The 14716-nt window shown below is 53.7% G+C and carries 15 protein-coding genes; 8 read left to right on the forward strand and 7 right to left on the reverse strand.

All coding sequences use genetic code 11. From position 1 onward, the window contains the following. The first annotated feature begins 30 nt into the window (after positions 1–30). Both tag and NAZ64_RS10325 read left to right on the forward strand, forming a co-directional pair. Positions 31–612 carry a DNA-3-methyladenine glycosylase I gene (gene tag, locus NAZ64_RS10320; protein WP_001188416.1) on the forward strand — a complete coding sequence of 194 codons (582 nt, stop codon included), beginning with the start codon at positions 31–33 and terminating at the stop codon, positions 610–612. Then, positions 590–1030: an N-acetyltransferase gene (locus tag NAZ64_RS10325; protein WP_000619902.1), complete on the forward strand. Its 441-nt coding sequence runs from the start codon at positions 590–592 to the stop codon at positions 1028–1030. Before tag ends, NAZ64_RS10325 begins: the two co-directional genes overlap by 23 nt. Here NAZ64_RS10325 and NAZ64_RS10330 read toward each other — a convergent pair. Beyond that, the gene (locus NAZ64_RS10330) at positions 999–3332 is read right to left on the reverse strand and encodes a molybdopterin guanine dinucleotide-containing S/N-oxide reductase (protein WP_411022274.1); all 2334 of its coding nucleotides are present in this window, start codon (positions 3330–3332) and stop codon (positions 999–1001) included. The genes NAZ64_RS10325 and NAZ64_RS10330 overlap by 32 nt on opposite strands. A gap of 152 nt (positions 3333–3484) precedes the next feature. On the opposite strand from NAZ64_RS10330, the gene NAZ64_RS10335 reads away from it, so the two are divergent. Both NAZ64_RS10335 and ghrB read left to right on the forward strand, forming a co-directional pair. Then, the gene (locus NAZ64_RS10335; RefSeq protein WP_000747548.1) at positions 3485–4147 is read left to right on the forward strand and encodes an OmpA family lipoprotein; all 663 of its coding nucleotides are present in this window, start codon (positions 3485–3487) and stop codon (positions 4145–4147) included. A 229-nt stretch (positions 4148–4376) separates the two neighbouring features. Continuing rightward, complete coding sequence (ghrB, locus tag NAZ64_RS10340; protein WP_483640927.1) at positions 4377–5351, forward strand: glyoxylate/hydroxypyruvate reductase GhrB; 975 nt, start codon at positions 4377–4379, stop codon at positions 5349–5351. A gap of 49 nt (positions 5352–5400) precedes the next feature. Here the strand turns inward: ghrB and NAZ64_RS10345 are convergent, their stop codons facing one another. Then, positions 5401–6111: a DUF3053 domain-containing protein gene (locus tag NAZ64_RS10345; protein WP_000190524.1), complete on the reverse strand. Its 711-nt coding sequence runs from the start codon at positions 6109–6111 to the stop codon at positions 5401–5403. A 437-nt stretch (positions 6112–6548) separates the two neighbouring features. Between NAZ64_RS10345 and NAZ64_RS10350 the strand changes: the two genes are divergently transcribed. The 3 genes from NAZ64_RS10350 (at position 6549) to cueP (ending at position 8051) form a co-directional block, all read left to right on the forward strand. After that, on the forward strand, positions 6549–6839 hold the full coding sequence (locus NAZ64_RS10350; protein ID WP_000455790.1) for an HTH-type transcriptional regulator: 291 nt from the start codon (positions 6549–6551) through the stop codon (positions 6837–6839). Between the two features lie 287 nt (positions 6840–7126). Further along, entirely contained in the window at positions 7127–7339 is a 213-nt protein-coding gene (cspE, locus tag NAZ64_RS10355) for a transcription antiterminator/RNA stability regulator CspE (RefSeq protein WP_000014594.1), read from the forward strand. 172 nt (positions 7340–7511) lie between these two features. Beyond that, entirely contained in the window at positions 7512–8051 is a 540-nt protein-coding gene (cueP, locus tag NAZ64_RS10360; protein ID WP_000047140.1) for a copper-binding periplasmic metallochaperone CueP, read from the forward strand. A gap of 50 nt (positions 8052–8101) precedes the next feature. Here cueP and glyS read toward each other — a convergent pair whose 3' ends face one another. From glyS to NAZ64_RS10375, 3 genes are all read right to left on the reverse strand, one after another. Then, positions 8102–10171 (reverse strand): glycine--tRNA ligase subunit beta, encoded by a 2070-nt coding sequence (glyS, locus tag NAZ64_RS10365; protein WP_001291734.1) that lies wholly within the window; start codon positions 10169–10171, stop codon positions 8102–8104. A 9-nt stretch (positions 10172–10180) separates the two neighbouring features. After that, positions 10181–11092 (reverse strand): glycine--tRNA ligase subunit alpha, encoded by a 912-nt coding sequence (gene glyQ, locus NAZ64_RS10370; RefSeq protein ID WP_001168556.1) that lies wholly within the window; start codon positions 11090–11092, stop codon positions 10181–10183. A 138-nt stretch (positions 11093–11230) separates the two neighbouring features. Continuing rightward, a complete protein-coding gene (locus tag NAZ64_RS10375) occupies positions 11231–11533 on the reverse strand; it encodes a YsaB family lipoprotein (RefSeq protein ID WP_000605592.1) in 303 nt (100 codons plus the stop codon). Between the two features lie 165 nt (positions 11534–11698). On the opposite strand from NAZ64_RS10375, the gene NAZ64_RS10380 reads away from it, so the two are divergent. After that, positions 11699–12694: an acyltransferase gene (locus tag NAZ64_RS10380; RefSeq protein ID WP_079897576.1), complete on the forward strand. Its 996-nt coding sequence runs from the start codon at positions 11699–11701 to the stop codon at positions 12692–12694. A gap of 20 nt (positions 12695–12714) precedes the next feature. Here the strand turns inward: NAZ64_RS10380 and NAZ64_RS10385 are convergent, their stop codons facing one another. After that, positions 12715–13068: a YiaA/YiaB family protein gene (locus tag NAZ64_RS10385; protein ID WP_001635944.1), complete on the reverse strand. Its 354-nt coding sequence runs from the start codon at positions 13066–13068 to the stop codon at positions 12715–12717. A gap of 174 nt (positions 13069–13242) precedes the next feature. Next, positions 13243–14697, reverse strand: coding sequence for a xylulokinase (gene xylB, locus NAZ64_RS10390; RefSeq protein ID WP_000275320.1), 1455 nt, complete (start codon positions 14695–14697; stop codon positions 13243–13245). Between the last annotated feature and the right edge of the window lie 19 nt (positions 14698–14716).

Here is a 14716-nt window from a genome sequence, read left to right on the forward strand (position 1 = left end):
TTCGCGGTAACCACAATAACGAGGAAGTCTATGCAGCGTTGCGACTGGGTCAGCCAGGACCCCCTTTATATTGCCTATCATGATAACGAGTGGGGCGTGCCGGAAACCGATAGCAGAAAGCTGTTTGAAATGATCTGTCTTGAAGGTCAGCAGGCCGGTTTATCCTGGATCACCGTGCTTAAAAAGAGGGAGAACTACCGCGCCTGTTTTCATCAGTTTGACCCGGTACGCATCGCAGCTATGCAGGAGGAGGATGTTGAACGCCTGCTGCAGAACACGGGCATCATACGACATCGCGGTAAAATTCAGGCCATTATCAGTAACGCCCGCGCCTGGCTTGCGATGGAGCAAAACGGCGAGTCTTTCGCCGATTTTGTCTGGTCATTCGTTGATGGCCAGCCGCAGATCACCCAGGCGGCCAGCCTGGATGAGATCCCTACCTCAACACCTGCGTCCGATGCGCTTGCTAAGGCATTGAAAAAACGCGGTTTCAAGTTTGTCGGTACGACTATCTGTTACTCCTTTATGCAGGCGTGCGGACTGGTCAACGACCATATTACCGGCTGTTTTTGCCATCCGGGAGAAAAACATGATTCGCAAATCCCAGAGTGAAGACATGGCGTCTATTCTGGCGCTGTGGATGAAAAGTACCATTTATGCCCATCCCTTTATCGAAGAACGTTACTGGCACGAGAGCGAAGCAATTGTACGCGATGTCTATTTACCCGCCGCGCAAACCTGGGTATGGGAGGAAAATGGACAACTGAAAGGCTTCGTCAGCGTACTGGAAGCCCGTTTTGTCGGGGCGCTGTTTGTCGCCCCCGACGCGTTAAGACACGGCATTGGCAAAGCGCTTCTGGAATATGTCCAGCAACGTTTTCCTCTGCTGAGCCTTGAGGTTTACCAGAAAAATCAATCCGCCGTAAACTTCTACCATGCGCTTGGTTTTCGTATTGAAGATAGCGCCTGGCAGGAGGATACCGCCCACCCCACCTGGATTATGAGTTGGCAGGCGGATCAAACGCCGTAAGCGGTAGCGCCGGGCCGGTATATTTCTCAAACCAGACCAGCGCGGTGTTGCCCGCACAACCGTTCCCCAGCCGGGAACTGGGAAGATCTTTTGTCAGGACGTTTACCGCGCCGTTTTTGCATATGCTGCCTGCGGTAGGTTCAGGGTCCGGCCATGCGCCTTCGTGAATACAGATAACGCCAGGCCGAATTCCGTCGGTAACGACCGCGCCCGCCAGAACCTGCCCGCGATGATTCCAGACGCGTACCGTATCGCCATCGACGATTCCGCGCGTTGTCGCATCCTGCGGATGAATCGTCACCGGTTCGCGTCCGGCTACCGCATACCGCTCCCGTAACGAACTGTAGTTAAGCTGGCTATGCAGACGGTGCGCCGGATGCGCGGAAAGTAGCTGAACCTGCCTCGCATCGGCGTTCCCGTGCCACTCATCCGGTACCAGCCACATCGGATGACCGGGACAATCCGCGTAACCATAGCTGGCAATGCGCGCAGAATAGATTTCGATTTTGCCGCTAGCCGTTTTTAGCGGATGGTTATCAGGATCGCGGCGAAAATCCGCGAAGCGCACAAACTGCGCGTTGGCGGGATTTTCCGGCATCTCCAGTAAACGGTTAGCCTGCCAGAATGCGGCAAACGGCGGCAGCGTCACCCCCTGGCTGGCGCCACGCTGGGCGGCAATATTGTAGAAAGTCTCCAGCCACGCCAGCTCACTTTTTCCTTCGGTGAACCGAGCGTAACCGCCGGCTTCCCACCGTTCGCTCAGTTCAGCAAAAACGTCAAAATCATTCCGCGCCTCCCACCGGGGCAACACGACCTGCTTCATCGGCGCCAAATGTTGATTGCTATAGTCGCCGGTCATGGTTAAATCGTTACGCTCATAGCTGGTGGTCGCAGGCAGAACAATATCCGCGTGTTTCGCGGCGGCCGTCCAGAAACATTCCGAGATAACGACCAGTTCCGGTTTTTGCCACGCGCGAATCAGACGGTTAGTATCCTGATGATGGGTAAAGTTCGCGCCGCCCGCCCACCAGATAAAACGAATATCCGGGAAGCGGCGATCCATCCCATTGTGTTGGTAAAACCCACCGGGGTTTTCCAGCGCCTCGACAATACGCGCCACCGGTATTTTATCTACCGCATCGACCCCGCCAGGGATGCTTCCCTGCATCGAGGCTAACACGGCGGCGCGGCGCGTCGGGTTTCCGCCGTTAGCAAAATGATAAGAAAAACCAAACCCGCCGCCAGGCGTACCAATTTGCCCCAGCATTGCGGCCAGCGTGACGATCATCCAGTGCTTTTGCTCGCCGAACTGCTGACGCTGCATTCCCCAACCGGCCATCAACATGGTGGTGTTATGATGAAATATTTCCGCCAGTTCGCGGATTTTCACCGCAGAAACGCCGCAAATTTCCGCCGCCCATTCCGCTGTTTTGGCCGTACCGTCGGTCGTGCCCAAAAGATAGTCGGCGAAGCGGTCATAACCCGTTGTGCAGCGGGCAAGGAACGCTTCATCCTGCCAACCGTTTTCCACCAGCGTATGGGCGATTCCCAACATTAACGCCACATCGGTGCCCATATGTGGGGCGATCCACTCCATCTTATCGCCAAAAAAGTCGACGCTTTCCGATCGCATCGGATCGATGCAGATCAGGCGCTTGCCGCTTTGTCGCAACGCCGCAAAATAGTCGAGCCCCTGTTCATCCGAGGCGTTCCAGGCAATTTTCAGAGTATTCAGCGGGTTCGCGCTCCAGAGCACCACCACCTCGCTGTGTTCCAGCACCACCGGCCAGCTAGTCTGCTGCTGGTAAACCTCGTTGCCACCCACTACATAAGGCATGATAGCCTGCGCCGCGCCGGTGGAATAATCGCCAAGATGGCCGGTATACCCTCCCGCCAGCGCCATGTAACGCTGCAATAGCGTAGCCGCTTTATGCAATACGCCGTTCGAACGCCAACCGTAGGAGCCAGCGAAGATGGACGATGGCCCATAACTTTCGCGAATACGTTTGTGCTGAGCGTGGATCAGATCCAGCGCGTCATCCCAACTTACGCGAACAAACTCATCCTGCCCGCGTATGCCTTGCGGCTTATCGGGAGAAGCCAGGAACCCTTTACGCACCATCGGGAAGCGAACCCGCGTTTTACTGTGCACCTGGTCATGCACAACGGTTTGCAGGGAGTTCTGGTGTACCGTCGGGAGTTCACCATACGAGGCAAAAATGCGTTCTCCGTCGGTTTCAACGCGGACTGGCCCCCAGTGTGCGGCGGTCAATACCGAATGACGCGATGGTACGTGGGTCAAGGTTCGCTCCTGAATTATTGGGATTATTTATTTTGCCGATCAATGTTACTTACAAATTTCAGGGTTTTCCCTGGAATTTTCTTCATGTGCAGACGTCATAATCAACCGCCACGGTCGCTGTGGTAAAAATAAAAAAGTGATAAGGATTTAAGATGAAAAAACGTGTATTTGTGATTGCTGCCATCGTGAGCGGCGCCCTGGCAGTATCTGGCTGCACAACAAACCCTTACACCGGCGAACGCGAAGCAGGTAAATCCGGCATTGGCGCGGGTATTGGATCGCTGGTCGGCGCAGGCATCGGCGCGCTCTCCTCCTCCAAAAAAGATCGCGGTAAAGGCGCGCTGATTGGCGCGGCGGCTGGCGCGGCGCTGGGCGGCGGCGTGGGTTACTACATGGACGTACAAGAAGCGAAACTGCGTGACAAAATGCGGGGCACAGGCGTTAGCGTGACGCGAAGCGGCGATAATATCATTCTGAATATGCCGAATAATGTCACCTTCGACAGCAGCAGCGCGACGCTGAAACCGGCAGGCGCTAACACGCTGACCGGCGTGGCGATGGTGCTGAAAGAGTATCCCAAGACCGCCGTCAATGTGGTGGGCTACACCGACAGTACCGGTAGCCACGATCTGAATATGCGTCTGTCGCAGCAGCGTGCTGACTCCGTCGCCAGTTCGCTGATCACCCAGGGCGTCGACGCCAGCCGTATCCGTACCAGCGGAATGGGTCCGGCGAACCCGATCGCCAGCAACAGTACGGCAGAAGGTAAGGCGCAAAACCGCCGCGTCGAAATTACCTTGAGTCCATTGCAGTAAACTACCGTACCGGGTAAAGCGGTATGCTTTACCCGGCCTGCATTACTCCCTCGCCATTCCCTCGCCAAACCGGACACATCGCGCATTACTCGGTATTCATTCATTATTTACCACGACACGGCTGCCGACAGCGGGGAAATTGGCTGGTCGATGATGGCTAAACGGGTTAATAATAAGCCTGTTCCGGTTGGCGCATGCCGCGCTTACCTTTTGATTTACGGAGAGTCGCATGAAGCCGTCCATCATTCTCTACAAAACCCTGCCTGATGATTTGCTGCATCGCCTGGAGGCGCATTTTACCGTCAACCAGGTACCGAACCTGCATCCGGAAACGGTAGCGCGACACGCGCAGGCATTTGCCAGCGCGCAAGGCCTTCTGGGCGCCAGCGAAACCGTTAACCGCGCGCTGCTGGAAAAAATGCCGGCGCTACGCGCGGCGTCGACCATCTCGGTGGGATACGATAATGTCGAGGTGGACGCCCTTACTGCTCGCAAAATAGTCCTGATGCACACGCCTGCCGTTTTGACGGAAACCGTTGCCGATACGGTGATGGCGTTGATGCTGGCCACTGCCCGCCGCGTGGTGGACGTCGCAGAACGGGTTAAAGCGGGTGAATGGACGGAAAGCATTGGCCCGGCATGGTTTGGCGTCGATGTGCATCACAAAACACTCGGTATCGTTGGGATGGGGCGTATCGGGATGGCGCTGGCGCAGCGAGCGCACTTTGGGTTTACCATGCCGGTTCTCTATCACGCCCGTCGGCGGCATCAGGAGGCGGAAGACCGGTTTAACGCCCGCTACTGCGATCTGGATACGTTGTTGCAGGAGGCTGATTTTGTCTGCGTGATCCTGCCGCTAACGGCAGAAACGCGACATCTGTTTGGCGCAACACAGTTTGCCAAAATGAAATCGTCCGCCATTTTTATTAATGCCGGGCGCGGCCCGGTGGTCGATGAAAACGCGCTGATTGCCGCGCTGCAAAACGGTGAAATATATGCGGCAGGTCTGGATATCTTTGAGCATGAACCGCTATCCGTGGATTCGCCCCTGCTGAACATGTCTAATGTCGTCGCGGTGCCGCATATTGGCTCGGCAACGCATGAGACGCGCTACAACATGATGGCCTGTGCGGTGGATAATTTGATTGATGCGCTGCAGGGAAAAATAGAGAAGAACTGCGTCAATCCGCAGGCGGCGGGATAGCGCTACAGGCCCGATAAGCGCTGGCTTGCGCTTATCGGGCAGACTGTCATTACTGGGTCGCGTTTACCGCCGCCGTCCAGGCCTGATTAAACGCCTGATGCTGCGAGGCTAACGGCCCAATCAGCGCATTATATTGGCTGGCCTGCTGTGAGGTCGGGAACTGAATGCCGTTCGCGACGAAGCTCACCTGCTCGCCCTGTTGCGCAATATAATCGCCCACTTGTACCAACTGCTGCGTAAAGATCTGCGCCGCCGGGATCAGCGGCTGCAAAGCATCTGCCGGCACGGTGACTACTTTTTTGTAGACCTGATCAAACACAGGTTTCAGGTCATCGGCCTGCTTTAACGCGCCATGCGCGGCATCAGCCTGCAGTTTTGCATTCTGCAACTGTTGCGCCAGCACGCCTAACGAACCATTTGCCTGCCGCAGCGGCTCACGTTGCGTCATATAATCCTGCGGAACGCGGATGGCGTTAACGCTATCGACCACCGGGCGCAGACCGGAATCCATCGCCTGGTTTACCTGCTGCGAGTAGCCATACAGTATCGCGTAATCAGACACGAACGGACCAAACTGTTTTTTCTGATCGGCCGTCAGCGTTGGTAAACGCTCTCCGCTACGCATTGCTGTATTCTGCAGGAAATCGACAAACGCTTTGCGCTGATCGCCTTCTTTATCAAAACACCCGCTCAGGCTAAACACCATTAATAACGCCACAACAGGCGCAAACCAGCGAGAGCAGGACTTACCTGTCGCCATTGTTAATACTCCTTTCACCCAAAAATGCGCACAACGACACCTGCGTGCCTGACGGCTTACAAGGATAGTCCAGGTCAGGCTTGCAGGATACCCTTTCCACGCGATCTTGTAGCGGAAAATTATGTTTATCTGCATCAATGCTTAATTTGTTATTTTATTGTTAATTTTCGACCTGACACTACGATAAAAAACGCGGCAAGAAAGCTTTCCAGCGGGGAATGTAATATTTTTTTAATCTTTACAATTATTTTCTGAAAGACGGATATACCTTCCTGGATCAAATTGTTAGTGTCCTAAAAGTCGCGTAGCGTAAGGCATCGAAACGAATCGATAGCGCTTCCTGGCGGCGCGTCGCCCCCACCCGCAAGTTTCCCGACTATTCTTAAGAGGCTTCGATGCACTTCACGATCCCGCTGTGTGATTTACAGGAGTTCTCAATGGAATATAAAGATCCGATGTTTGAGCTGCTGAGCAGCCTGGAACAAATTGTTTTTAAAGATGAAACGCGAAAGATCACCCTGACGCAAAAACCCAATCCTTTTACCGAATTTGAACAGTTACGGAGAGGGACGGGACTAAAAACAGATGAATTCGCCAGAGCGCTGGGCGTAACGGTTGCCATGGTTCAGGAATGGGAATCGAAACGCGAAAAACCCACGCCAGCAGAGCTCAAATTGATGCGCCTGATACAGGCAAACCCACGCTTAAGTAAGCAATTGATGGAGTAATTTTTACCCCTTTCTGTTTTAACGGTCCTGCGCAAGGACCGTTTTCCCCGCTCGATTCCTGACCTGGAGAAATAAAGTAAAATAAAAGTTGCATCGCCCGGCATTACATGAGTTAATGTGCTCAACGGTTTGACGTACAGACCATTAAAGCAGTTTAGTAAGGCAAGTCCCTTCAAGAGTTATCCATTAGATACCCCTCGTAGTGCGCATTTCCTTAACGCTTAAAAAATCTGTAAAGCACGCCATAACGCCGAAAGGCACACTTATTTTTTAAAAGGTAATACACTATGTCCGGTAAAATGACTGGTATCGTAAAATGGTTCAACGCTGATAAAGGCTTCGGCTTTATTACTCCTGATGACGGTTCTAAAGACGTGTTCGTACACTTCTCCGCTATTCAGAACGATGGTTACAAATCTCTGGACGAAGGTCAGAAAGTTTCCTTCACCATCGAAAGCGGCGCTAAAGGCCCGGCAGCTGGTAACGTAACCAGCCTGTAAGCTTAAAAAGCTCAGAATTTTGAATCCCTGCCTGATGGCGGGGATTTTTTTTATTCCAATTCCCCCTCTCCCCCAGCATAACTTTGCATTACTTTACCCTGCGTTCCTTTGACCTTTCCCTTAGGGGAACCCCTATAGTAGGCAGGGAGATTGTTCACAAGGAATTGAAGTTATGTCGAAATCATCATGGTTATTACTTTTGGGTTTATGCGCCAGCGGCTCCGCGCTTGCGGCATCCGCAGAATCCGCTTTTCTGGCGCAACATGGGCTGGCGGGAAAAACGGTTGAGCAGATCGTGGATACGATTGATCAGACGCCGCAGAGCCGTCCTTTGCCTTACTCCGCGTCGATTACCAGCACCGAGCTCAAATTATCTGACGGAGAGCAGATTTATACGCTGCCGTTAGGCGACAAATTCTATCTCTCTTTTGCGCCCTATGAATGGCGGACACACCCCTGTTTTAACCACAGCCTTTCCGGCTGTCAGGGAGAAATGCCGAATAAACCGTTCACTGTAAAAGTGACAGACAGTAAAGGCGCTGTCATCGTACAAAAAGAGATGCAAAGCTATCGAAACGGATTTATCGGTGTTTGGCTACCGCGCAATATGGAAGGGACGCTGGAAGTAAGCTACAACGGTAAAACGGCGTCACATGCCATTGCCACCAGAGATGACAGCCAGACCTGTCTGACGGAATTACCATTACGTTAAAAATAAAAAAACCTGCCCGAAAGCAGGTTTTTGTTTAATTAACTGAACGCTTATTGCAGTAACGAAATATCCGCAACCTGCAGGAACAGTTCGCGTAGTTTCGACAACAGCGTCAGGCGGTTGATACGGATATCTTTCTCTTCCGCGTTAACCATGACATTTTCGAAGAATTCATCCACCGGCGCGCGCAGAGCAGCCAGCTCAATCAACGCTTCCTGATAACGACCATCGGCAAAGTACGGCTGAAGCTTATCACGCAGCACAACCAGATGTCTGGCCAACTCAATTTCCGCCGCTTCTTTCAGTACGGAGGCGTGGACGATATCGTTCAGCGGCTCAGTGGCTTTCGCCAGGATGTTGGAGACGCGCTTGTTCGCCGCCGCCAGCGCAGAGGCTTCTTCCAGGGTGCGGAAGTGCGATACCGCTTTCATACGAGCATCGAAATCTGCCGGACGGGTCGGACGACGCGCCAGTACCGCCTGGATGGTGTCGACGGTGTAACCTTCGTCCTGATACCAGGCGCGGAAGCGACCCAGCATAAAATCGATCACATCATCGACTACGTTAGCATTGGTCAGCTTGTCGCCATACAGACGCGCCGCTTCTTCGGTCAGCGTTTGCAGATCAAGAGCGAGGTTCTTCTCAACGATGATGCGCAGCACGCCCAGCGCGGCACGACGCAGCGCAAACGGGTCTTTGTCGCCTTTCGGATGCTGACCGATACCGAAGATACCCGCCAGAGTATCCATCTTGTCAGCGATCGCCAACGCGCAGGCCACCGGGTTAGACGGCAGGTCATCACCGGCAAAGCGTGGCTGATACTGCTCGTTCAGCGCCACGGCCACATCTTCCGCTTCACCATCATGGCGCGCGTAGTGCATCCCCATCACGCCCTGGGTGTCGGTGAACTCGAAGACCATGTTGGTCATCAGGTCGCACTTGGAGAGCAGGCCCGCACGAGTGGCGTGGTTAACGTCAGCGCCAATCTGACCGGCAATCCAGCCTGCCAGTGCCTGAATACGGTCGGTCTTGTCGCGCAGCGTGCCCAGCTGTTGCTGGAACAGCACGGTTTGCAGACGCGGCAGATGATCTTCCAGACGTTTTTTACGGTCGGTATTGAAGAAGAATTCAGCATCCGCCAGACGCGGACGCACCACTTTCTCGTTACCGGAGATAATCTGGGTCGGATCTTTCGATTCGATATTCGCGACGAAGATAAAGTTCGGCAGCAGCTTGCCCGCGTTGTCATAAACCGGGAAATACTTCTGGTCGCCCTTCATGGTGTACACCAGCGCTTCGGCAGGCACGGCGAGGAATTTCTCTTCGAATTTCGCCGTCAATACCACCGGCCATTCCACCAGCGAGGCGACTTCTTCCAGCAGGCTTTCGCTCAGGTCGGCATTACCGCCAATCTTGCGTGCTGCTTCTTCAGCGTCCGCTTTGATTTTGGCTTTACGCGCTTCGTAGTCCGCAATGACTTTACCGCGCTCCAGCAGAATTTGCGGGTACTGGTCAGCATTGTCGATAGTGAACTCCGGCTCACCCATAAAGCGATGGCCGCGAATGATGCGGTCAGACTGAATGCCCAGGATGGTCGCCGGAATGACCTTATCGCCCAACAGCAGGGTCACGGTGTGCACCGGACGCACGAAGTGGACGTCAGACGCGCCCCAGCGCATCAGTTTCGGGATCGGTAGTTTCGCCAGCGAGGTGGCTACCATGTTCGGCACCAGCGCTTCGGTACTTTCGCCCTTCACGTGGGCGCGATACAGCAGCCATTCGCCTTTGTCGGTCTTCAGACGCTCGGCCTGATCAACGGTGATCCCGCAGCCGCGCGCCCAGCCTTCTGCCGCTTTGCTCGGTTTGCCTTCGGCGTCGAACGCCTGAGCAATCGCCGGACCACGTTTTTCGACTTCGCGATCGGGCTGCGATTCAGCAAGATTCGCCACTTTCAGCGCCAGACGACGCGGGGCGGCAAACCATTCAACGTTACCGTGCGCGAGGCCGGCGTTATCCAGCTCCGCAGTGAAGTTCGCAGCAAAGGACTCAGCCAAACTGCGCAGGGCTTTTGGTGGCAGCTCTTCAGTGCCGATTTCCACCAGAAAAGTTTTCTCAGACATGGCCGCCTCTTACTTGTCTTTGTTGCACATCGGGAAGCCGAGGGCTTCACGGGAAGCATAATAAGCTTCTGCCACTGCTTTGGTCAGGGTGCGAATACGCAAAATGTAGCGCTGACGTTCGGTGACGGAGATAGCTTTACGCGCATCCAGCAGGTTGAAGCTATGGGCGGCTTTCAGAATACGCTCGTAGGCCGGCAGCGGCAGCGGGTTTTCCAGCGCCAGCAGCTGCTGGGCTTCTTTCTCATACTGCTCGAAGCAGGTGAATAAGAAATCCACATCGGCGTATTCAAAGTTATAGGTGGACTGCTCCACTTCGTTCTGATGGAACACGTCGCCGTAGGTGGTTTTACCCAGCGGGCCATCGCTCCAGACCAGGTCGTAAACGCTGTCCACGCCCTGGATATACATCGCCAGACGTTCCAGACCGTAGGTGATTTCACCGGTCACCGGCTTGCACTCCAGGCCGCCGACCTGCTGGAAGTAGGTGAACTGCGTCACTTCCATGCCATTCAGCCACACTTCCCAGCCGAGTCCCCAGGCACCCAGCGTCGGGTTCTCCCAGTTATCTTCCACGAAACGGATATCGTGGATCGTCGGGTCCATACCCAGCTCTTTCAGAGAACCGAGATACAGCTCCTGAATATTCTCCGGAGACGGCTTAATCACTACCTGGAACTGATAGTAGTGCTGTAAGCGGTTCGGGTTTTCGCCGTAGCGGCCATCGGTCGGACGACGAGAAGGCTGCACATAGGCAGTCGCCATCGGCTCTGGCCCCAGCGCGCGCAGGCAGGTCATTGGATGAGAAGTTCCCGCGCCGACTTCCATGTCCAATGGTTGAACAATGGTGCAGCCCTGGCGAGCCCAGTAATCCTGTAAGGTCAGGATCAAGCCCTGGAAGGTCCTGGTATCAAACTTTTGCATATTATTTCGTGCTGGATACGTGTGGATTTAAAGGAAGGAGCCAGTATACCCGCTGGATGCGAGATATACAGTATGAAACCGGTTTGTTTAGCGAAAATTGCCGGATTTCGCGGCATCACACCTCACCAGGCGCGGCTTTTACCGCATAGAAAGATGTAAAAACTGCCCATCTGCATCAAAAGAGCAGACAAAACTCTCTTTACGGAAGGTATTACCACGCATCTCATAGCTCCCCTGAAACTGCTCGAAGCCGGTAACAGCAATTTTCTGTGCGCCAGTGTTGTAACGCTGCGCCGCCTGGGCTTTACACAATGCTTCCATATCCAGCGTGCGTGTTGGGCTCACTTTACTCTGCTGGGCTTTTTGCGTCGGTGGCGGTGTCGCTGTGCATCCCACCAGAGCGATGGCTATCATCACAGTACAGAAATACTTCATTATCATTTTTATTACCGTCTGGTTTGCTGGTCAGTCTTATTATTAAGGTTTGTGGGTAACAGAAACATTGTGCGAATCTCCTTACGCCATCACAAGATGTAGCGTAGAAAGTCGGATTTTTCCAGTGAGCCACCGCGCTGGAACTCTATTCAAACGGAAGCTGAGGAACTGATGCAGCCTAAAATTAACTGGATTGATAACCTGCGAGGGATCGCCTGTTTAATGGTAGTGATGATCCATACTACAACGTGGTACATCACCAACGCCCACAGCGTCAGCCCGCTAAACTGGGATATTGCGAATGTCCTGAATTCGGCTTCGCGCGTTAGCGTTCCCCTGTTTTTTATGATTTCAGGCTATCTTTTTTTTGGCGAGCGCTGCGCGCAACCGCGGCATTTTTTACGTATCGCCCTGTGCCTTATCTTTTACAGCGTTGTCGCCCTGGCTTACATTTCTCTTTTTACTTCGATCAACGTCGAGCTTTCGCTAAAAAATGCGCTGCAAAAACCCGTGTTTTACCACCTGTGGTTTTTCTTTGCGATTACGGTGATCTACCTGGTATCGCCATTAATCCAGGTAAAAAACGTGAGCGGCAAAATGCTCCTGATGCTGATGGTGATCATTGGTATTATTGCTAACCCAAATACTGTGCCGCAAAAAATCGGCGGCGTTGAATGGTTGCCCATCAATCTGTATATCAGCGGCGACACGTTCTACTACATTCTCTACGGTATCCTGGGCCGCGCCATTGGAATGATGGAGACGCAAAAGCCATCGCTGACGCTTATCTGCACTGCCCTGTTCATCATCGCGGTATTTGTTATTTCTCGCGGCACATTGCATGAATTACGCTGGCGCGGAAATTTTGCCGATACCTGGTATCTGTATTGCGGTCCCATGGTGTTTATTTGCGCTGTCTCACTGTTCACGGTAGTTAAAAATAAGCTGAATGCGCGGACGTTACCTGGACTGGGGCTTATCTCCCGCCACTCGTTGGGTATTTATGGTTTCCACGCGCTGATTATCCATGCGCTACGTACTAATGGTCTGGAGCTAAAACGTTGGCCGCCGTTAGACATCGTGTGGGTTTTTGCCGCGACGGTGACAGGAAGCCTGCTACTTTCCATGCTGTTACAGCGTATTGATAAACGGAAATGGGTTAGCTAAACGAATGATGGCTCCGGCCATCATTCATCATCACTGTAGGAAGCGTAAAGATCGGTTCCATATATACTGACCCCCAGCGCCACCAGACACAGTATTTTCAGCGCGCCCGCCAGCGCCAGGTTAAATACGCCGACCGCGACCATGCCGATGCCAAGTAACAGCAAAGATTTGCAACGAGAAAGCAAGCGGTCATTCCCCGTGTGTTCCTGGCGAATTAAGACTGGAAAACCGCACATGACGATTGCCGCAAAAAAATATCCCTTTTCGCTTAATGTATGACAGCCTGGCCACAGTCCCACCAGGTATACCACTGCACCGACAACTAACATTCCCAGGCCGAACATCCGTTTCCTGCGTGCAACGTGATCGTCCATCTCACTCTCCTTGTGGTTGTGTGAGACACATTAAGCGAAGAAATAGCGATGAAAAAGGCGCCTGCTCAGCAATAATATAAAAATCAGAAAACACACATACTTACTTCGATATAATTCAATAGAATTAATATTTACGGGAAATGCCTTTCAGCCAAAACCGAAAGGCATTCTGACTTATGACATCAACGGCAACAGCTGCTGATAGAGTCGACGGAAGGTTTCACGACGTTGTTGATAAACCGCATGACGCTGCGCATCAGGATAATGCGCCTGCTCCAGCGGCAACTGCGGCAATACATCGGCGAGCGGAGTCTGTTTATTCACCGCAATTTGCGCCAGACGCGCCGCGCCCAGCGCTGGCCCCACATCGCCGCCAGTACGATAATCAAGCTGTAGCCCGCTAATATCAGATAGCATCTGACGCCAGTATTCGCTGCGCGCCCCGCCGCCGATAAGCGTCACGCTGGCGGGTTTGACGCCGCAGGCGTGAACCACATCCATGCCATCCGCCAGAGCATATCCCACGCCTTCCAGTACCGCCCGCGCCAGTTCCGCCGGGCCATGCTGATGGGTTAAACCAAAGAAAACGCCTTTTGCCTGCGGATTATTGTGCGGCGTGCGCTCGCCGGACAGGTACGGCAAAAACCAGATCGAATCGGCATGCTCATCCGCCTGCTGTGCGGCGGCAATCAGCGCCGGGACGTTCTCCTGCCCGGTGAGTTTAGCCGCCCAGTCCAGACAAGAGGCGGCGCTCAACATCACAGACATTAAATGCCAGCGTTCCGGCAGCGCATGGCAAAAACTGTGTACTGCGCTCTCCGGTTTACTCAGAAAGCCATCGCTGACGGCAAAATAGACGCCCGATGTTCCAAGTGAGAGCATCGCCTGTCCGGCATCGATCATTCCTACGCCGACCGCGCCAGCCGCATTGTCGCCGCCGCCCGCCACCACAGGTACTGCTGGCATTCCCCATGCGCTGGCTACCTCTGGCAGCAACGTTCCGGTAATGTCACTACCTTCAAATAACGCTGGCATCTGCTGTCGGGTTAAATGACAGGCGTTGAGCATAACGTCGCTCCAGTCGCGCTTTTTCACGTCCAGCCACATCGTTCCCGCCGCATCCGACATATCGCTGGCAAAGACGCCCGTCATTCGCAGCCGCAGAAAATCTTTCGGCAGCAGAACTTTGTCTATCTGGCGGAAAATATCCGGTTCGTGGCGCTGCACCCAGACTAATTTGGGCGCGGTAAAACCGGGCATCATCAGATTACCAGTTATCGCACGCGACTGCGGCACCTGTTTTTCCAGCCAGGCGCACTCTTCGCTACAGCGTCCGTCATTCCATAAAATCGCTGGTCGCAGAACCTGCTGACGGCTATCAAGCAATGTCGCGCCATGCATTTGTCCGGCGATGCCCAACGCCCGGACGCCACTTAACGACTGTTGCCGACCTAAACCTTTAACCGCACGATCCGTCGCCTGCCACCACTGCTCTGGTTCCTGTTCCGACCATAAGGGATGCGGACGCGATACGGTCAGTTTTTCAGTATGCGTAGCCAGCACATCGCCCTGCTCATTCAACAGGATAGCTTTTACACCCGATGTACCAAGATCGATCCCGATATACATAGTGTGGGTTCCTTTACTG

Source organism: Salmonella sp. A1325 (genome assembly GCF_056991255.1).